Raw genomic sequence first — 18,474 nt, 5'->3', positions numbered from 1 at the left:
AGCCCGCCGAAGGACCCGCCATGCTCGACCGGCTCACCCATGCCCTGCGCACCGACCACCCCGACCGGCCCGCCGTCCTGCGCCACACCCGCCTGGGCACCGTCCGCCCGGTGATCCGCCGCGGCGAACTCGCCGACCTGGCCGACGGCTACGCCGCCGCGCTGCACGCCCACGGCCTCGGCCCCGGCGACACCGTCGGCGTCGCCGTCCGGCCCGGGCCGCGCGCACTGGCCGTCATGCTCGCCGCGCACCGGCTGGGCCTGCGCATCGCCGTCCTCGACCCGACCGCCGGGCCCGACGTGCTCGCCGCCCGGCTCACCCTGGCCCGCCCCGATCTCGTCCTCGCCGACGCCGCCGCCCAGGCGGTGGCCGGCTGGGCCGGGCCGCTCGCCCGCCGCGCGGACCTCGCCCTGCCCCGCCTCACCGTACTCGGGCCGGTCGCCACCCTGGGCCGCCGGCTGCCCGGCTGCGCGCCGCACCTGCGCCCTGCCGGCGCGACCCCGCCGCCCGCCCGGCCTGACAGCGGCCCGGAAACGGACGCGGTGATCGTCTTCACCTCCGGCACCACCGCGCGCCCGCGCGCCGTCGTCCACACCCGCGACGGGCTGGCCGCCGGGCTGCGCGCCGTCGCCGACCTGGTCGACCCGCGCCCGGGGACGGTCGTCCTCGGCGGGACGTTCTTCGTCCTCGTCCCGGCCCTCGCCGCCGGCGCCGCCGTCGTGCTGCCCGCCCGCCGCCCCGCCGCGCTCGGCCGCCAGCTCGCCCGCCTCGACCCCGCCCACACCTACCTCACCCCACCGCAACTGCGCGCCGCCCTCGCCGCCGGGGCCCGCTTCACCGGCCGGGTCTGGACGGGCTCCGCCCCCGCCGACGCCGCCCTGTTGCGCCGGGTCAAGCAGTCCGGCGCCCACCAGGCCTGGAGCGTGTACGCGCTCACCGAACTGTTCCCGGCCGCCGCCGTCGAGGAGGCGGACAAGAGCGCCCACGACGGGGACGGCGACCTGGTCGGAGCCCCCCTGCCCGACGTCCGCGCCCGGATCGCCACCGGCGGTGAACTGCTGCTCACCGGCCCGGGCGCCCGCCACCGCTACCTCGGCGAGGACCCCGACCCCTGGGTGCGCACCGGCGACCGCGCCGCCCTCACCCCCGACGGACGGATCGTCCTCGCCGGCCGCCTCAAGGACATGGTGCTGCGCCGCGCCGAGAACATCTACCCCGGCCTGTACGAACCGGCGCTGCACCTGCCGGGCGTCGAACTGGCCGTCCTGGTCGGCGTTCCGGCCGGGGACGGCGACGAGCGGCTGGTCGCCCTCGTCCAGCCGGCGCCGGGCACCGACCCGCGGCGCCTGCGCGAGGCCCTGCGCCGACCTCTCGACCGGATGGCGGCGGCCCGGCCGGACGCCGTCCTGTTCGGCGAGGTCCCGCTCGCGGGCCGCTCCCGCAAGCCGGACCGGGCGGCGGCCGCCGCGCACTGCGCACGGGAGCTGGCCCGGTGACCGACCCCGTGGCCGACCCCGTGAACGCACCGACGCCCGCACCGATGACCGCACCCGCCGCCGCCCGCCGGGCCCGTCGCCGGGACCGCCGGGTCTACCTGCGCAGCCACCCCCTGCTCTTCGCCCTGCTCGCCGCCACCCGCCGCCGCCCGGTGGTCCGGCTCGGCCGCACCGTGCTGGTGCACGACACCGAGGCCTACCGCGAAGCGCTCACCAAGGTCCCGCTGGACCGCACCGCACCCGGCACCACCGGCGGCGCAGCGGCCGAACTCGCCGTCGGCGGACTGCTGTTCGACCAGGACGGCGCCGAACACCGCACCGCCCGCCGCGCCCTGGCCGACGGCCTCGACACCGCCGCACAGCAACGGATCCGCCCGCACTGGCAGGCCGTGCTCGCGACGCGGGTCCCGGACTTGGTCGCAGGCGAGCTCGAACTCGTGTCACTGGCAAGCGAGTTGGCCGGCGTCACGGCCGCAGCCCTGACCGGCGCGCAGTCCTGCCCGCACCGCCTCGCCCACGCCGCGGCCGAAGTCGCCGCCCACGCCGCCCGCGACCACCTCCCCGGCCCCCGCCGCCGCGGACCGGACGCGGCCGCCGCCACGGTCGCCGCCGCGGCCCGGCTCGCCGCCCTGCTGCCCGACGCGCCCGACGCGCGTGACGCCATGGTGGCCGTCGCCGCCGTGAACACCACCGTCGCCGCACTGCCCCGGGCCGTCGCCTGGTGCGCCGACGCCGGGCTCTGGCCGACCGTGAGCGAGACGACCGCACCCCGCCTCGCCGCCGAACTCCTGCGCCTGACCGCCCCGTCCCCGCTGCTGCCCCGGGTCGCCGCCGCCGACACCACCCTCGCCGGGCACCCCGTACGGGCCGGCGACCGGCTGGTCCTGGTCGCCCGGCACGCCGCCCGGGCCCACCGCCGCAGCCACGCCGACGATCCCGCCGCCACCCAGGCCGTCTTCGGCGCCGGCCCGCACGCCTGCCCCGGGGCCGGCCTGGCCCGCACCCTGCTCGCCGACCTCCTCCTGGCGCTCGCCCCCCACCACCCGGTCGTCACCCGCGCCCGGGTCGACCGCCGCAGCGCCCTGCCCGGCTACGCCGAACTCACCGTCCGACGGGGAAGATCCTGATGCACCTCGCCATCACCGGCACCACCGGCTTCTGCGGCGCCCACCTCGCCCGCACCGCCGCCGCCCTGGGCCTCGAAGTCTCCTGCCACGGCCGCCGCCCCGGCCCGGTCGGCCGCCACCACCCCTGGGACGCCATCGAGGGCGAGCCCGACTTCACCGGCGCCGACCTCGTCGTCCACTGCGCCGCCACCGTCGCCGACCTGCCCCCGGGCGATTCCGCCGAAGCCCACCAGCACGCCGTCAACGTCACCGGCACCGAACGCGTCCTGCGCGCGGCCGCCGGGCGTCCCCTCGTCCACGTGAGCAGCGCCAGCGTCTACGACCCGCGTACCGCCGCCCGCACCGCCCCCGCTGCCACCGCCGTCACCGAGGACCACCCCACCGCCGCCGGCCACCTCAACGCCTACGGCCGCACCAAGGCCGCCGCCGAACGCCTCGCCCTCACGGCCGGCGCCGTCGTCCTGCGCCCCCGCGCCGTCTACGGCCCCGGCGACCCCCACCTCGTCCCCCAACTGCTCGCCCGCGCCCGGCACGGCCTGCTCCCGCTGCCCGGCCGCGACATCCCGCTCAGCCTCACCGCCGTTGCCAACCTCACCGACGCCTGCCTGTCCGCCCTCGGCCTCACCGGTACCCCGCCCTGGCCGCCCGGCGCCTACAACATCGCCGACGCCACCCCCTACCGCCGCGACGAAGCGCTGCGCCACGTCCTCACCGCCCACCGCCTCCCCGCCCGCATCGCCCACCTCCCCGCACCCCTCGCCCGCCTCGCCGCCCGCACCACCCGCATCCCAGGACTCACCCCCTACACCGTCGACCTCCTCACCCGCAGCGTCGTCCTCGACCTCACCCGCGCCCGCACCCAGGGCTGGACCCCCACCCACACCCTCACCGACTACCACCCCTGACGCCGCCGTCCCGCTCCGTGCTGTCGACGGTCAGCAGCAGACGCGTCGGTGTCGCGCAGGTCGGGACGGCCCAGCGGGTACGGGTCGGTGGCGCACCCCGCCACAAGCTTCGGTCCCGGCGCCCCGCGAGCGGGAGCCGGGACCGAAGCTTGTGGCGATGCGGGGTGCAGCCGACGCCGGGAGGCCCCAGCGTCCAGTGACCGGGCCCGCCCGCAAACCCCCTGGGACGCTGCCTCCGTCGAGGAGGGCGACGTGAGTGTGGTGTGGAGGACGGTCAGGGGCGGGAGAGACGGTTCCGTCGGGGGAGGCGGGCGATGAGGAGAGCCGCGCTTCGGGCCGTCAGGTAGCCGAAAGCGGACGGGATGAGGAGCTGAAGCAGCATCGCCGCGACCGACGCGTGGCCGCCGAGGAGTACGGGGGTGAGTACGGGCGGTGCCGCCAGGACGGTCGCGGCCAGGGCCGCGTTCCCGGCCGTCCGGGTGGTGAAGGCCAGGGCGGCACCGGTGGCGAGCGGGGCCCAGATGCCGAAGCCGGAGGTGAGGATCCGCGCGGCGGACTCGCCGGTGATCGTGGCGCCGACGCCCAGGGCCGTGACCGCGGCGACGACCAGCCAGAGCCCGCTTCCGGTCCTGCGGGTCCGGTCCTGCGGGGCGACCAGCAGGACGAGGGTGTTGAGCACGATCAGCCCGAACCCCCGGGGGCCGAGGCCGAGTTCGGCCGCGGTGCGGAAGTCCAGGTCGAGCAGCCCGAGGCGGCACATGGCGTAGAACAGCGGTGCCAGCACCAGCGACACCAGGGCCAGGGCCCGTGCGGCCGACCAGCGGCCGGCCGCGACCGCGCAGGCCGTCAGCACGGCGGGGACGAGCAGCGACATCGCCGCCAGGAGCGCGCCTCCCGCCGGGACTCCGGCGGGGAAGTCGGAGGACTCGGGGCTGATGGCGAGCTGCAGGTTCCGCCACAGGTGGGTCGCCGCGTACGTTCCGGCCAGCATCGCGGCGAGCGGCGCCGCGGTGGCGAACGCCCGGCCCGGCGGCCGGTGGGAGACCATGCCCAGCCGGAGCCGGGCCCCGTGCCCGGCGACGTCGGCCACCTCGCGCAGCCCCGCCGCGGAGCCGGAGCGGGAGATCCGGTGTCGGGCGAGGTCGGCGACCTCCGCGAGTGCGTCGGCGCCGTAGGAGGCCGGGTACAGCCGGAGGGCCTGTTGGAGCAGGCGCGTGGTCAAGGGGTGCTTCGAGGTCATGCCGTGCCTCCTGCGGGACGGGTCCAGATCTGTGTCAGGCGCCGGTCGGCCTCGCGCAGTGCGGAGCGGAGGCGTTCGGCCTCGTCCCTGAGCGACTGTTCACCGTCCGGGGTGAGGGAGAACACGCGCCGGGGGCGCCCGTCCACCGTCTCCTCGCGTTCGACGCGGATCAGCCCCTCGGCCAGGAGCCGGTCGAGGGTGCCGTAGAGGCTGCCGGCGCCGAGCCGTACCCGGCCTTCGGAGATCGCGGCGACTTCGTCCCCGAGCGCGTAGCCGTGCCGGGGCCGGTCGGCGAGCGCGGTGAGGATCAGGAAGGTCGGCTCCTGCATGGAGCGTTTGTTCTTCACGCTCCCCACCATAGTACGGTGACCGTAGTGTCTGGCAAGGCCCCCGCGAAACGATGCGGACGTCGTTGTGGGTGGTGCCGAATAGTGTGCGGGGCATGGCTACTGTCAAGGAATCAGCACCTCCCAGACCCATCGTCCCGGGCGATGTCGTCGCGGCGTTCTCCGAGTACCTCGGCGAGTGGACAGCGGCACAGATCACCAGTCTGGACCCGGACCACCAGCTCGCGGGCGTCCTGCACCTCGACTGGTCCGGTCCGGAGCCGGTGTCCGTGGCGGAGCTCGGCGACGTCGTGCCGCTCTGGGGTCCTCTCGGTCTGTCGCATTGCCACTACGAGTGGGTGCTCCCTCGGAGCTACAAGGTCATCGGGAGGCTGCCGCTGCTGCACGACCGGACGCCGAACAGCTACGCGTTCGGGTGGGGCATGGGGCTCGATCTGGCCCTGGCGCGGCGCCGGCAGCAGGGCGACGAGTCGCAGTGGTCCGACCCGTGGGCGAAGCACATCACCGGGACCGAAGTGAACGACCCTCTCCCCGGGACGGCAGATCCTGACGAGGAGACGCGTCGGCTGACGGTTCTGGCTGCGGGATCGCTGGACTGTGCGCGGCTCGTCGAGCGGTATCCGGCGCTGACCGGCCTGACGCTCAGCGGGCCGGTGACCTTGTCATCGGCATCGAGCCTCAACGAGTTGACTTCGCTGAAGTGGCTCAGGCTCTCCGACGTCTTCGGGATGGTCGAGGCGGACTGCCTCCTGCCGGGGCGGGTTCCGGCACTGGAGTCGTTGGAACTGGTCAGTGTCCCCGCGGAGTACGCGACGGCGATGAGGAGGCTCTGGCGGCCCGAGGAGCCCCAGGGCGTCTACGTCAGGGTCGCCAAGCCCCGGAAGCCCCAGTGGCTCGCCGAGAACCTCGACAATCCGCTCCGGAACTGGGACGGCCGCGAGCAGATCAGCGCCGCGGTCTACAAGAAGGCGCTGGCGCAGTACCGGGCGACGCGACGCGCGGTGCTGGCCGTGCTGGCCTCGGGGGAGTCGGCGGACGTCCTGACGCCCAGGCTCGTCGAGCTCGGGGAGCAGTTCGGCGAAGCCTTCAACGAACTCGACGCGCGTGCCGGATTCATCGAGACCATTGAGCGCGAGGAGCTCTACGACGCGCTCGACGCCATCATCACCGAGGCTGGGGCCGAGGCAGGGTCGGGAGCCGATCTGGCCTGGGCCGGCGAGGGGTTGATCGAGGGCTGCGAATCCGTCCGCGACTGGTAGGGCGCTGCCCGGCCGCTCCGGGCCCGGGCCGGCTCCCGAGCCTGGAGCGCTGCGGCTCAGGCCGACGCGATCGCGCCGGCGAGCCTCACGGCCTCCAGTCTTCCGCGAGGAGCCCGAGGACGGCCTCGTCCGCGAACTCGCCGCACACCCAGGCGGAGCGGCGGAGTGTGCCCTCCAGGGTGAAGCCGGCCCGGCGGGCGGCCGCGATCATCGGGGTGTTGTCGGCGAGGGTCTCCAGTTGCAGCCGGTGCAGGCCGCGTACCGCGAAGCCGTACTGGCAGAGCACCCTGACCACGTCCGTGCCCAGGCCCCGGCCGCGCACGCCGGGGCGCAGGGCGATCCCGAGGTGGGCGGTGCGGTTGTGGGTATCGATGCCCCAGAGCACGGCCTCCCCGGCCAACTCCCCTGTGGCCAGCTCCAGTACGGAGAAGCAGGCCGCTTCGTCCGAGGGCGGGGTCGGCGCGTAGGGGGATTCTGCCGCGCCCGGGGAGATGGGCCGCCAGGGGCGGGTGTCGGCCCGGGAGCGGGTGGCGACGTCGTCGTACAGCTCGGTCTGCAGAACGGCTACGTCACTCTCGTGGCGTGCGCGGAGGGCGATCTTGAGTCCTTGTATCATGTCACATTGTTACCAGGGCCGTGTCGGCCGCTCAACCGAATTAGACCCTCTCCGGCGCGTTGCACCGCCGCCGTCACCGGGACTGCCGGAGAGGGGAGTTCGGCCGAAGTCAGAGCGGCGGCAGGCGGCGGGCCAGGAGCTCCGCGCCGGTGCCGTTCAGGGTGCTGAACAGGACCGTCGTGCCGAGGGCGTCCACGCTGGGGGCGGTGGAGGCGCCGGGCCGTTGACTGCCGTCGGCCGCCGTGCTGACGCGTTCGATCCGGCCGGTCCACAGGTCGCGGCGGAAGACGTCCGCGACGCCGTTGGTGTCGCCGGGGACGAGGACGGCGGAGTCGGAGGCGAAGTAGACCCAGCGGTCGTCGGCGGTCATGACGGCGGGCTGGGAGTCGACGGCGGAGACCGTGGTCACCGTGCCCGTGCGCAGGTCGCGGGCGTAGAGGCGGACTTGGACGACGTCCTGCTCGCGTTCGAAGACGCGGAAGAGGGCGTAGCGCCCGTCGGGGCTGAGGCGCCCGGCCTTGGCGGCGTCGCGCAGGGTGCCGGAGGCGTCGATGCTGGCGCCCTGGATCCGGCCGGTGCGCGCGTCGTAGGTGTAGAGCGGGAAGAGCTGCCGTGCGGGCGGGGGCTTGGTGGCGGTCGTGGCAGTGGTCGCGGCCGCTGTGGCCGCCGTGGGCGCGGTCGGCAGCAGGTTGGTCGCCTTGGAGCGGAAGGCGACGGTCTGGCCGTCGGCGCTGAGCGAGGGCTCGACCGAGCCGCCGTCGGCGGGGGCGCCGTCGCGGCCGGTGCTGACCAGGCGGGTGGCGCCGGTGCGACGGTCCGTCAGGTGGACGTTCTGGACGCCGGGTTGGGTGCCGGGGGCGAGGTCGGAGCGGTCCGAGGCGTACGCGACGTACCGGCCGTCGGCGCTGATCGCCGGGTCGAGCGAGTTGCCGGCGCCGGTGCCCGCGGTGAGCGGTTCGGTGCGGCCGGTCCAGCGGTCGCGGACGTAGACGTCGAACCGGCCGTCGCCGTGCCGCCCCGGGATGACGTCGGTGGCGTTCGTGCTGAAGGCCACGTACCGGCCGTCGGCGCTGATCGCCGCCTGGTTGGTGGAGCCGTCGAGCTGGCCGCCGCCGTCGGCCACGCTCACCCGCTCGGTGTGCCCGGTCCACAGGTCGCGGACGAACACGTCGTACAGGCGGTTGGTGTCGCCGGGCACCAGGTTGGCGGCCAGCGAGGTGAAGAGGGCGTAGCGGCCGTCGGCGCTCAGGCCCAGCGGCTCCGACCAGTCGTCGGCCGGGGTGCCGTCGGGGGCGACGTTCACCGTGACGGTGCCCTCCGGGAGCGGCGCGGCCTGGGCCTGGGCCTGGGCCTGGGCGGTGGTGGCGGCCAGGAGTGCGGCTGCCAGCACGCTGCCGGCCCGTACCGCCCACCGGCCGCGGGTCCTCGCGTTCGTCCGTTCCACCTGAACCGTCCTCCCCTTGCCTCGGCCCGCACCGCTTCCCGCCCCCGCCGGCCGGCTCGGGGCGAGCCAACCGCCCGGCCGTACCGGCGGTCAACGGGGCCGGACCGGTCATGGACACGATTTCGCCAACTCCTCTCCACCTCCCGACCACGGCGGATGCCGGTCCGGCCGGACTCGGTGGGCATGCCACCTGCGGAATCCGGGAGTTGAGGAATGACCGTTGACGAACCCTTTGCCGGAACGCGCTGGACGTGGCGGCCACGGCCCGCACATCCGCGACCTCCAGCGGGATGCGCAGGCGGCCTGGCTTCGTTCACGTGAAGTGGCAGCGTTCGGGCGGCTGTTGGGCGGCTGTTGGGCGGAGGAACCGGGAGGCGCGCTACCGGCGGACCGCCGAGACCAGTCCGCCGGGCTGCTCCTCGCGCTGCGGCGGGGTGCTGATCGGGCGGCCGTAGGCGGCGGCGCGCTCGCGCAGGGTGTGGGTGTCGGCCTCCCAGCCGTGCCCGGCCAGCCAGTCCGCCGGGTCGTCGGGCATCTCCGAGACCCACATGGACGCCGCCGAGCCGGGCACGGAGTCCGCGCCGAAGCGCTCGATCACGCCGCGCGAGCCCAAGGTCAGCCCCATCCGACTGCCTGGCGCCGACTGCGCGCTGATCCGGGCCAGCAGCAGCTCCACCGCGTCCTCGGGCAGATAGATCAGCAGTCCTTCGGCGATCCACACGGTCGTCGCGGCCGGGTCGTGCCCTGCGGCGGCCAGCGCGGCCGGCCAGTCCTCCCGCAGGTCCGCCGCGACGGTGATCCGCTCGCAGCGTGCGACGGCCCGCTCCTGGCGCAGCACCGAGGCCTTGAAGTCCAGTGGCACCGCGGTGTCGACCTCGAACAGCCGGGTGCCCTCGGGCCAGTCCATCCGGAAGGCACGGCTGTCCATGCCGGCGCCGAGCAGCACGACCTGCCGGACCCCGGACGCGGAGGCCTGCTGCAACAGGTCGTCGAGGAACTTCGTCCTGATGACGATGGAGAACGACACGGCCAGTCGGCGGCGGCGCGCGGCCTCGTCGGCGGGTGGCGGCGAGGAGGGCCACAGGCCGCCGGCGGTGGCGAAGGCCTGCGCCAGTGGGTCGCGGAACAACGCGTCCACCCGCTCGGTCTCCAGCGCCCGCACCCTGGCCACCCCCACCGCCGTGGCCCACACTCCCGACGGCTGCACCCGCTCCTGCTCATCAGTCATCGCGCCAGCCTAGATGATCGAACCGGAGGGGCCTGATGAGGGGAGCCGGGTCCGTGCGCGGCCGGCCGCGAATGCGCGCACTGACCACCAACCTTGAGTCGCTTCGGTCGCTTCGGTAGCTGATGAGTCGCTGGTGGGTCGCCGATGAGGCGAAGGGCGGCGAGGGCAGGAGCACTACTCAGGGGCAGGGACGGGCCCGCCGGGACGGAAGCGCTCCACCCCGACGATGTGCCGCACCTTTGCCGCGGTCATCCCAGGAGGCCGGCAACCACGGAGGGTGCGGTCCGCTTCGCGCGAGGCCACGTTCGAGTGAGGCCGCGAGGGCTCGTCCTGACGCCGGGTCACCGGTCGGCCGGCACCTCCGGTTCGTAGGCGCCGGCCGGGGCTCCGCGCTCACCGAGGAGCTGCGCGACCGGATCGGCGCTGCCCGAGGCGCTCAGCTCCTGTACCAGCTCGCAGTTCCTGGCGACCCTGCTGGAGACCCACTCGCGCAGCCACGCGGACAGCTGCGGGAGCGGCAGGTCGGACGGGGCCAGCCCGGCGAGCACGCACCCGGTCGCCGCCGCTCCGCCGACGTTGACGACCACGTCCGGCAGGACGGTGTGGCCGGCCTCGCGCAGCAACCGGCGGGCGGGCGGGGTGCAGCTCAGGTTTCCGCCCTCGACCACCAGGCCGGCCCGGACCGCCGGCACCGCCTCCTCGTCGACCGCGGAGGCGGAGGCCGCCAGCACCAGCACGTCGGCGTCGACGTGCAGCCACGCCTGCCCGGGCCCGTGGACGGTGACCCGGGCGGGCAGCCGTCTCCGGTCGATCGTGCCGTCGCTGCTGGTGAGCGCGGCGAGTTCGGCGACGGGCAGTCCGCGCTGGTCCTCGACAGTGCCCCGGACGTCGGCCACGGCCACCACCGAGTGGCCGTGGGCGGCCAGGTGGCCGGCCACCGCGCGCCCGACGGTGCCGAAGCCCTGGATCGCGATGCGCTGCGGGGTCCGCGCACCGGAGGCCCGTAGGGCGCCGAGCACCGCGACGGCCACGCCGAACCCGGTGATGTCGCCCATGTGGTCCCACAATTCGGCCCAGTCGACGGTGAGGCGGGTGGTGCCGGGGCGGCGGGTGACGTCGTACCCGGCGGCCTCGAAGGCGACCTGCCGGTCGGCGTAGGTGGTGCCCTGGTCGCACCCCAGGTACACCCCGCCGTTCAGCAGCGGGGCCGCGGCGCGGCCGAACCCCCGCATCACCGCCCGCCGTTCGACGGTGGCGCCCGGATCGGGTGCGATGCCGGCCTTGGCGCCGCCGATGGGCAGGCCGACCAGCGCCAGCTTGTGGGTCATGGCCCTGGCGAGCCCGGCCAGTTCCTGTTCGGTCACCGTCGGGGTCATCCTGGTGCCGCCCAGGGCCAGGCCGTCGACCATGGAGTCGACGACGACCCAGCCCCGGGCCTGGCACCCCGGGAGGTTCAGGGTGGTGGAGAGCAGGGGCTCGGCCACCGGGCGTGCGCCGTGCGGTGCGAGCGTCCGGTTCACTGCGCACCGTCCGCCGGGACGGACCGCAGGCGCAGACTGCGGGGGCGCATGTCGGTCCACACGTGTTCGATGTGCGCGAGGCACTCGTCCTTCGCGCCCCGCACACCGACCTCGCGCCAGCCGGCCGGCGACTCGCGGTCGGCGGACCAGATCGAGTACTGCTCCTCGTCGTTGACGACGACCTTCCACTGCTCGGGTGCTGCGCTGGTCATGCCGTTACCTCCAGATGTCGGTGGTCGGGGGGTCCGCCGGACGGCGGACGGGTGGAGCGGATTCACGGCCGGCGTCGAGACGGGGGCCATGGTGGGGTCCGGGACGGGCGTCGAGGCGCGCATCGAGGCCGTCCAGCCACGCCGGCAGGCTGGCGGCGCGCAGGAGGCCCGTTCCGACGAGCACACCGGCGAAGCCCTCACTGAGCAGGCGGGCGGCGGCGTCGGGGCCGCGGATGGCCCCGGCACTCACCGGGCACCGGGTGCCGCTGCCCAGCACCGCGGGCAGGAGTGACGAGCTGCGCCCGAGGTCGCCCGCGCCGCGTTCACGGGTGGCGATGTCCTTGTTGTTCACCGCGACCACGCACTCCTCGGCGCGCGGCACGCGGCTGATCTCCTCCTCGGTGGTGACCTCGACGAACGGTGTCAGGCCCAGGCTCAGGCCGAGCTCGACCAGATGGCCCAGGGTGGCGCGCGGCAGCAGCGCGGCGGTGAGCAGGACCGCGGACGCGCCGCTCTCGCGGGCCTGGTGCAGTTGGCTCCGGCGGGTGATGAAGTCCTTCTGCAGCACGGGCAGGTCCGTCGCCGACACGACCTCGTGCAGCAGGTCCGGGGTGCCGCCGAACCACCGGCCGGTGACCACGGACAGGCAGGGCGCGCCGACGTCCTGGTAGTCGGCGACCAGCCGGGCGGCCGACCTGTCGCCGAACAGGTCGTGTCCGGCGGCGTCCTGCCGCTTGAGCTCCATGATCACCGGTCGGCGGGCGTCCAGCAGCGCCTCGATGAACGCGGCCGTCATCTAGGCCCTCGCTTTCGGGTCACGCCAGCCGCGCCGCACGGCCGTGACCCGGTCGGCGCTCAGCCGTCCGTCGAGGTCCCTGGCCGCCGTGTCCACGTCGACGCCCAGGAACAGGGGGTGGTCCAGCACGGCCCGGTAGTCCTCCCGGTTGTCAGCCGAGATGCCGCCGGCCAGCAGGAAGGGCCGCGAGAGGCGGTCCGCGAACTCGATGACGGCCCCGCAGTCCGCCGGTTGCCCGGTACTGCCGATCCGGCCGTCCCCGGCGACCGCGTCCAGCAGGAAGAGGTCCGTCCCGGCCCGCTCGTACGCCGCGATCAGGGACCGTTCCGCGCGGGTGTCCGCGCCGAGGTGCAGCACCTTGACCACGGTGAGGTCCGTGGTGCCCTTCAGGGCGCGGACCAGGCCCGGCGGCTGGTAGCCGTGCAGTTGGACCCACCGGACCCCGGCCGCGGCCGTCGCCGCGCGCAGCGTCTCGGCGTCGTTGAGGAAGGTCACGAGGACCGGATGCATCCGCGCCGTTCGGTGCACGGTGTCGACGAGAGAGGTGAGTTGACTGAGCGTCAGATTGGCGCGGCCGCCTGGGACGCCGTGCCACAGGCCGACGAAGTCGGCTCCGGCGCTGTCGAGCGCTGCCACGTCCTCGGCCGAGGTGGCTCCGCAGATCTTGACCAGCATCAGGTGTCACAGCCCCAACATGGCGGCGATGCGGTTGCGTTGGATCTCCGACGTGCCCGAGTAGATCGGGCCGGCGACCGCGTCGCGCACGTCCTTCTCCAGTCCGTACTCGGCCAGGTACCCGCTGCCGCCGAAGATCTGCACGGCGGCCAGTGCGGAGGAGAGGTTGCTCTCGCTGGTGAGGACCTTGCTGACGGCGATGTCCCTCGTGACGTTCTCGCCCTCCGTGAGCCGGACGGCCGTGTCGTAGAGCCACTTGCGTGCGGTGTCCAGGCCGATGCTCATGTCCACGAGCTTGTGGGAGACCGACTGGTACGAGCCGATCGGACTGCCGAACTGGACGCGCTCCTTGGCGTACTCGACGCAGCGGTCGAGCCGGTACCGCATCTGGCCGGTGTTGATGACGAAGGAGCAGAGGATCTCCCACTTCATCACGTGGTCCAGGACCAGGAACCCGGATCCGACCCGGCCGATCGCGGCGGACGCGGGGATCCGGCAGTCGTCGAAGTGCAGTTCGCCCAGCGGCGCCGTCCGCAGCCCCATGGTGGCGACGGGTGGCCCGACGACGAGCCCGGGGGTGTCCCGCTCCACGACGAAGGCGGTGATGCTGAGCGGGCCGGCCTTCGGGTGGGTGCGCGCGTAGACCACGAACACGTCGGCCACCGGGCCGTTGGTGATGAAGGCCTTGCCGCCCCGCAGCACGAAGTCGTCGCCCTCGCGGGTGGCGGTGGTCCTCATCGCCAGCGCGTCGGAGCCGCTCTCGGTCTCGCTGATCGCGTGCGCCCCGATCGTCTCTCCCGAGCAGATCCCCGGCAGGTGGCGCGCCTTGAGCTCCGGCGAGCCGAAACGTTGCAGCGGGACTCCGACGCCGACCAGGTGGGTGGCGACCGAGAAGTTCAGTCCGCCGTCACGGCATCCGGTGCCGAGTCGTTCGAGCACGTGCATGGTGGTGAGCAGGTCCTGGCCCAGCCCGCCCCACTGCTCGTCGAACGGCAGGCCGAGGATTCCGGACCGCTGGATCAGCTTCCACTTGTCCCACGGGAAGGCGCCTTCCGCGTCCCCTTCGAGATGGCCCGAGCTGAGTTCCTCGCACCACTGGGCGATGCCCTCGCCCAGGGCGATCTGGTCGGCGTTCCAGCTGATCATCCGTCAGTCCTGCTCAGTACTCGGAGAAGTCGGTCGAGTCCAGGTTGTGGCGTTCGTCGCCGCGCAGCGCGGGCGAGAACACGCACACCAGGCGGAGGTCCGCGTCCTGGTCCGCGATCAGGAAGTGGGCGTCGTGCAGGTCGAGCGCGTACAGGGTGCCCGGCTCGATCGGGTGGGACGTGCCGTCGGCGTTCACGACCTGGCCCGTTCCCTCGATGCAGTAGCAGGCCTCCAGGTGGCGGCGGTACTCCAGCCTCGACTTGGTGCCGGCGCGGACGGTGGTGTCCGTCATCGTGTAGCCCAGGCCGTCGGATTCGAGAAGGAACCTGCGGCTGAGCCCGTTGCCCCAGTCCACGGTGGTCACCTCGTCAAGGCGTCGGACGATCATCGGGTGTGCCTCCTGGCGGCTTGTTGAGTGAGTTGCTTGTTGAGTGAGCGGTTTGCTGAATCAGCGGGTTGCTGAGTGAGCGGTTTGTTGAGTGAGCGGCTTGCCGGATCAGCGGTTTGCCGAGTACGGCGAAACGGTCCGTACGAAGGTGTGGAGCTCCTCGACCACGTCGGCCCCTTCGGCGAGGGCGTGTTCGATCCGGGCGACCCCGGCGCTGCCCACGACCGCGGCGTCGGCGCCGAGGCCGTGCAGCAGGTCGATGTCCGCCCTGGAGCGGACGCCGAACCCGACGGCGATCGGTACGGCGGTCGTCCTGCGCAGCGCGGCCAGCGCGTCGGCCAGCTCCTGGCGGTCGGCCGTGAGCGTGCCGCCGCTGCGGCCGTAGTGGGCCACCAGGTACAGGTACGCGGTGGCGGACTCGGCGGCCGCGGCCTTCACCTCGGCCGTCGACGCGGCGTAGCAGGTGGTGACCACGGGCAGCCCCGCCTCCTGCACCGCTTCGAGGTAGCCGGCCCGTAGCCGCGGCGGCAGGCCGTGGACCAGCAGGCCGTCGACGCCCGAGTCGGCGACCCGCCGGACGAAGCCGGGCACGGTCAGGCCTCTGACCGTGTGGCTCCAGTCGGCCAGCAGTGCCACCCGCAGGTGGCGCAGCCGGGGCAGGATCCCGCCGAGGAACCCGAGCACCTCGTCGAGTCCGACGCCGTCGGCCAGGGCCCGCTGCGCCGATCGGCGGATGACCGGCCCGTCGGTGACCGAGTCGGGGAAGGGCACCGCCAGCTCCAGGCAGTCCACGTGGCAGTCGTCGAGCATCCGCAGGACGTCGGCGAGGACGGGCAGCGGGGGGTCTCCGGCGTTGAGGAACATCGCCAGGCCGGGCCGGTCCGGTGGCCGGTGTGCGAAGAACCCGCTCACCGCGCACGCGCCGTGGTGATCACGCTGCGCGCCGGGTGGGCGCGCAAGCGGTCGACGAGGGCGCGGGCGGCGCCGCTGCGGAGGGCGTCGTCGGCCGCCCGGATCGCCTCCGGCCAGCCGTCGATCAGCCCGCTCGCGACGGCCAGGGCGGCGGCGTTCAGGCGGACGGTCCGCGTTGCGAGCGGCGTCCCGGCTCCGGAGAGTACGGCGAGGAAGTGGTCGACGACGTCCTCTCCCGCTGCGGCCGGCCGTAGTTCGGCGATCGCGTCGGTGCCGGTGCCGGTGCCGCTGCCCGGAGCCTTGGGAGCCTCGGCCCGCAGCCGGATCGCGTCGGTGCCGTCATTGGTGAGGACGACGTTGTCGACGGAGCTGACGAGCTCGTCGACTCCCAGCTCGTTGGAGCACAGCCAGATCCTCCGGTCGGCGACCGTGGCGGCGACCGGGCCCAGAACCGGCAGCAGCGCATGGTCCGAGACGCCGACGAGCTGGGCGGAGACCGGCACCGCGGCCAGGAAGGGGCCGACGGAGTTGACGAATCCGCCGATCATCCGCAGGTCCATCGGCACGATGCTCCGGGCCAGCAGCGCCACCTCCCGCGGGTAGACGAAGTTCCCCGGGAAGGCGATGCCGAAGCGTTCCAGCAGGTCGTCGGTCTGCTCGTACGAGGCGGTCGTCCGGATGCCGAGGCTGTCGAGCAGGTCGTGGGAGCCGCAGGTGCTCGTGTAGGCGCGGGATCCCGTCTTGACGATGCGCACGCCCAGGGCGGCGGCGACGAACGCCGCCGCGGTGGAGATGTTGAACGTGGCCGGCCCGCCTCCGGTGCCGACGATGTTGGCCGTGCCGTCCAGCCGCGCGGGGACGGCCGGCCGGCGCTCGTCCAGCGAGCGGAGCATGGCGACCAGCGTGTCCCGGTCGGGCATCCGGGTGGACAGCGAGGACAGCAGCGCCACCGTCTCGCCGGAGCGGAGGGCGCCGTCACGCAGCTGGTCCCAGAAGGACCCCCACATCTCCTGGTCGACGACGGCGCGGTCCCGGCCGATCAGCGCTCGCAGCACCTCGTGCATGACTAGGGGGCGTCCGTCCGGTGCTGCTGGGCCTGCTCGATGAACCTGTTGATCGAGCCGACCGAGCGGAAGCTGTCCGGGTCGAGGTCGAGGTCGATCTCCTCGACGCGCAGGTCGAAGCAGTCCTCCAGCCAGGCGATCGTCTTGAGCAGGCCGAGGCTGTCGATGACCCCGCCGTCCACGAGGTCGTAGTCGGCGTCCAGTTCGTTCGCGCCGACGTCCGGCAGGAACTCCTCGATGATGAACTGGGTGACTACCGCGGCGTGTTTCACGTGGCCGTTCCTTCGTTTGGCTGGGACGGGGAGCAGGCGGGCTGGAGGGATGTGCGGTCGATCTTTCCGGTGGACGTCCTGGGCAGCGGGTCGTCCACGATCAGCAGGGTCGAGGGGACGGCGGTGAGCGGAAGCCGTTGTGCGCAGTGCCGGCGCAGCGCCAGCGAGTTCAGCCGGCTGTCCGGGGCGCGGCGGACCACGCCCCGCAGCAGGCGGCCGGCCACCGGGTCGGGCACGGTCACCACGGCCGCCTCGACGACGTCGGGGTGGTCGAGCAGCACCTGCTCGACCTCGTGGGTGTTGACCCGCACGCCGCGGACCTTGACCTGGTGGTCGTTGCGGCCTTCCAGGGTGATGCGGCCGTCCCGGTCACGCCGCACGAGGTCGCCGCTGCGGAAGTGGCGCCGCGCCTGCCCGTCGTGGTGGTGGGTCGCGAACCTGTCCGCGTCCTGCTCCCGGTCCAGGTAGCCGTCGGTCTGGAACGGCGTCGCGACGTGGAGCTCGCCGGTTCCCGGCCCGGTCACGATCCCGCCGTCGGCACCGACGATCACCGCGTGGACTCCGGGCAGCGGGCGCCCGATCGGCACCGGGCCGTCGGCCGGCTCGGTGCCGTCGACCTCGTGCAGGAAGCTGTCGTTGGTCTCGGTGCAGCCGTAGACGTTGTAGAACCGCGCGCCGGTGAACAGCCGCGGGAGTTCGGACAGGCAGCGGGCGGGCATGCTGTCGCCGGTGAAGACGACGTGCTCGACGGTGTCGAGCCGCCGGCCGCTCCCGGCGGCCGCGTCGACCAGCAGCCGGTAGAACATCGGTACCGCCTGGACGAGTCGGACCGCGTGTCGGGACACGAGGTCCAGCAGGTAGCCCGGCTGGGTGGCCCGGGCCGGGTCGACCAGGACGACGCGGCCGCCGTACTTGAGCGTGGTCCAGATGTCCAGCAGGCACAGGTCGAAGGTGAGCGGCGCGTAGTTGAGGACCGTCGTTCCCCGACGGATGCCGAACCGCTCGCCGGCCCAGGTGGTGAAGCGGTCCACCGCCCCCGTGCTCAGCGGCACGATCTTCGGCCGCCCGGTGGATCCGGAGGTGGTGAACATGAAGGAGACGTCGCCGGGTTCCGTGCGGCGCGGCGCCTCCGGTGCCGCCGGCCGGTCCGGGTCACCCGGCCCCGGTCCGGGCGCCCGAGGGCTCTCCGGCGACAGGACGTGCCGGATTCCGGCCTGCTCGACCAGCGCGTGGGGTGTTCTCCCCTCCGGCGCGGGCGCTGGCAGCAGCAGGAAGCGCCGCCCTTCCAGCAGGCAGGCGAGCACCAGGGCGATCGTCGAGGGCGACTTGGCGGCCGGGATGCCGACCGGCTCGTCCCCGCCCAGGGCGAGCCCGGCGATCCGGACGCGCTCCCGCTCCGCCAGTTGGTGGAGTTCACCGTAGGTCGTCTCTTCCCCGCGCCATATCAGCGCCGGATCACCGGGGTGGCCGGTGGCGTGCGAGACGAATGAACCCACCAGACTCTGCTGCTGCATCACGACTTCTCCGAGTTCATGCAACGGGGTGGGTTCATATACAACGGATGAGTTCATGCAACGGGTTCACCGATCTTTTCCGGAACAATGAAGGCCCGACAGGAAAGGGGCCCACCCGGCCGTCCCCTGGAGACAGAAGAATTATCACGTGATGCCCGTCCACGGAAGTGGAGTGCACGATCCGCGTCATGACGGCACGTCAGAGACGGTGTCGGGTCGGCCGCGCCGATGCTAGCCGTCGAGCGTGTTCGATCTACATAAGGATTCCGGTGGACTGGCGTAAATATTGTCTTGATGCCTGCAACCCCGTTCC

Annotated in this window: 19 protein-coding genes; 4 read left to right on the top strand and 15 right to left on the bottom strand. The window is 73.7% G+C overall.

Features of this window, described 5'->3' with window-relative positions; translation table 11 throughout:
- The first annotated feature begins 20 nt into the window (after positions 1-20).
- From ACFVTF_RS07910 to ACFVTF_RS07900, 3 genes are read left to right on the top strand one after another with little or no spacing between them, the layout of a single operon-like run.
- Positions 21-1,496, top strand: coding sequence for a class I adenylate-forming enzyme family protein (locus ACFVTF_RS07910; protein WP_387810606.1), 1,476 nt, complete (start codon positions 21-23; stop codon positions 1,494-1,496).
- Positions 1,493-2,623: a cytochrome P450 gene (locus ACFVTF_RS07905; RefSeq protein ID WP_387810603.1), complete on the top strand. Its 1,131-nt coding sequence runs from the start codon at positions 1,493-1,495 to the stop codon at positions 2,621-2,623. The genes ACFVTF_RS07910 and ACFVTF_RS07905 overlap by 4 nt, the downstream gene beginning before the upstream one ends.
- Positions 2,623-3,528: an NAD-dependent epimerase/dehydratase family protein gene (locus tag ACFVTF_RS07900; protein ID WP_387810601.1), complete on the top strand. Its 906-nt coding sequence runs from the start codon at positions 2,623-2,625 to the stop codon at positions 3,526-3,528. Before ACFVTF_RS07905 ends, ACFVTF_RS07900 begins: the two co-directional genes overlap by 1 nt.
- Positions 3,529-3,802: 274 nt before the next feature.
- On the opposite strand, the gene ACFVTF_RS07895 is transcribed toward ACFVTF_RS07900, so the two are convergent.
- Both ACFVTF_RS07895 and ACFVTF_RS07890 read right to left on the bottom strand, forming a co-directional pair.
- On the bottom strand, positions 3,803-4,768 hold the full coding sequence (locus ACFVTF_RS07895) for a hypothetical protein (protein ID WP_387810599.1): 966 nt from the start codon (positions 4,766-4,768) through the stop codon (positions 3,803-3,805).
- Complete coding sequence (locus ACFVTF_RS07890) at positions 4,765-5,097, bottom strand: PadR family transcriptional regulator (RefSeq protein ID WP_387810778.1); 333 nt, start codon at positions 5,095-5,097, stop codon at positions 4,765-4,767. The genes ACFVTF_RS07895 and ACFVTF_RS07890 overlap by 4 nt, the downstream gene beginning before the upstream one ends.
- Before the next feature lie 113 nt (positions 5,098-5,210).
- Between ACFVTF_RS07890 and ACFVTF_RS07885 the strand changes: the two genes are divergently transcribed.
- Positions 5,211-6,374: a hypothetical protein gene (locus tag ACFVTF_RS07885; RefSeq protein WP_387810596.1), complete on the top strand. Its 1,164-nt coding sequence runs from the start codon at positions 5,211-5,213 to the stop codon at positions 6,372-6,374.
- An 85-nt stretch (positions 6,375-6,459) separates the two neighbouring features.
- Here the strand turns inward: ACFVTF_RS07885 and ACFVTF_RS07880 are convergent, their stop codons facing one another.
- From ACFVTF_RS07880 to ACFVTF_RS07820, 13 genes are all read right to left on the bottom strand, one after another.
- Positions 6,460-6,990: a GNAT family N-acetyltransferase gene (locus ACFVTF_RS07880; protein ID WP_387810594.1), complete on the bottom strand. Its 531-nt coding sequence runs from the start codon at positions 6,988-6,990 to the stop codon at positions 6,460-6,462.
- A gap of 109 nt (positions 6,991-7,099) precedes the next feature.
- A complete protein-coding gene (locus ACFVTF_RS07875) occupies positions 7,100-8,434 on the bottom strand; it encodes a hypothetical protein (RefSeq protein ID WP_387810591.1) in 1,335 nt (444 codons plus the stop codon).
- Between the two features lie 379 nt (positions 8,435-8,813).
- A complete protein-coding gene (locus tag ACFVTF_RS07870) occupies positions 8,814-9,662 on the bottom strand; it encodes a class I SAM-dependent methyltransferase (RefSeq protein WP_387810589.1) in 849 nt (282 codons plus the stop codon).
- A gap of 341 nt (positions 9,663-10,003) precedes the next feature.
- Positions 10,004-11,182 carry a Glu/Leu/Phe/Val dehydrogenase dimerization domain-containing protein gene (locus ACFVTF_RS07865; protein ID WP_387810587.1) on the bottom strand — a complete coding sequence of 393 codons (1,179 nt, stop codon included), beginning with the start codon at positions 11,180-11,182 and terminating at the stop codon, positions 10,004-10,006.
- The gene (locus ACFVTF_RS07860) at positions 11,179-11,394 is read right to left on the bottom strand and encodes an MbtH family NRPS accessory protein (protein WP_331744360.1); all 216 of its coding nucleotides are present in this window, start codon (positions 11,392-11,394) and stop codon (positions 11,179-11,181) included. Before ACFVTF_RS07860 ends, ACFVTF_RS07865 begins: the two co-directional genes overlap by 4 nt.
- A gap of 4 nt (positions 11,395-11,398) precedes the next feature.
- Positions 11,399-12,190, bottom strand: coding sequence for an indole-3-glycerol-phosphate synthase (locus ACFVTF_RS07855; RefSeq protein ID WP_387810584.1), 792 nt, complete (start codon positions 12,188-12,190; stop codon positions 11,399-11,401).
- The gene (locus ACFVTF_RS07850) at positions 12,191-12,865 is read right to left on the bottom strand and encodes an N-(5'-phosphoribosyl)anthranilate isomerase (protein ID WP_387810582.1); all 675 of its coding nucleotides are present in this window, start codon (positions 12,863-12,865) and stop codon (positions 12,191-12,193) included. It abuts the gene before it with no gap.
- A 6-nt stretch (positions 12,866-12,871) separates the two neighbouring features.
- Positions 12,872-14,011 carry an acyl-CoA dehydrogenase family protein gene (locus ACFVTF_RS07845; RefSeq protein WP_331744351.1) on the bottom strand — a complete coding sequence of 380 codons (1,140 nt, stop codon included), beginning with the start codon at positions 14,009-14,011 and terminating at the stop codon, positions 12,872-12,874.
- A 13-nt stretch (positions 14,012-14,024) separates the two neighbouring features.
- Positions 14,025-14,399: an ectoine synthase gene (locus ACFVTF_RS07840; protein WP_331744348.1), complete on the bottom strand. Its 375-nt coding sequence runs from the start codon at positions 14,397-14,399 to the stop codon at positions 14,025-14,027.
- A gap of 108 nt (positions 14,400-14,507) precedes the next feature.
- The gene (gene trpA, locus ACFVTF_RS07835; RefSeq protein ID WP_387810578.1) at positions 14,508-15,311 is read right to left on the bottom strand and encodes a tryptophan synthase subunit alpha; all 804 of its coding nucleotides are present in this window, start codon (positions 15,309-15,311) and stop codon (positions 14,508-14,510) included.
- A complete protein-coding gene (locus ACFVTF_RS07830; RefSeq protein WP_387810575.1) occupies positions 15,308-16,375 on the bottom strand; it encodes an anthranilate phosphoribosyltransferase in 1,068 nt (355 codons plus the stop codon). The genes trpA and ACFVTF_RS07830 overlap by 4 nt, the downstream gene beginning before the upstream one ends.
- 2 nt (positions 16,376-16,377) lie before the next feature.
- Entirely contained in the window at positions 16,378-16,647 is a 270-nt protein-coding gene (locus ACFVTF_RS07825) for an acyl carrier protein (RefSeq protein ID WP_387810573.1), read from the bottom strand.
- Positions 16,644-18,161 carry an AMP-binding protein gene (locus ACFVTF_RS07820; RefSeq protein WP_387810570.1) on the bottom strand — a complete coding sequence of 506 codons (1,518 nt, stop codon included), beginning with the start codon at positions 18,159-18,161 and terminating at the stop codon, positions 16,644-16,646. The genes ACFVTF_RS07825 and ACFVTF_RS07820 overlap by 4 nt, the downstream gene beginning before the upstream one ends.
- Between the last annotated feature and the right edge of the window lie 313 nt (positions 18,162-18,474).

Source organism: Kitasatospora sp. NPDC057940, assembly GCF_042887425.1.
GTDB lineage: Bacteria > Actinomycetota > Actinomycetes > Streptomycetales > Streptomycetaceae > Kitasatospora.
This window is presented reverse-complemented; position numbering and strand designations above follow the sequence as displayed.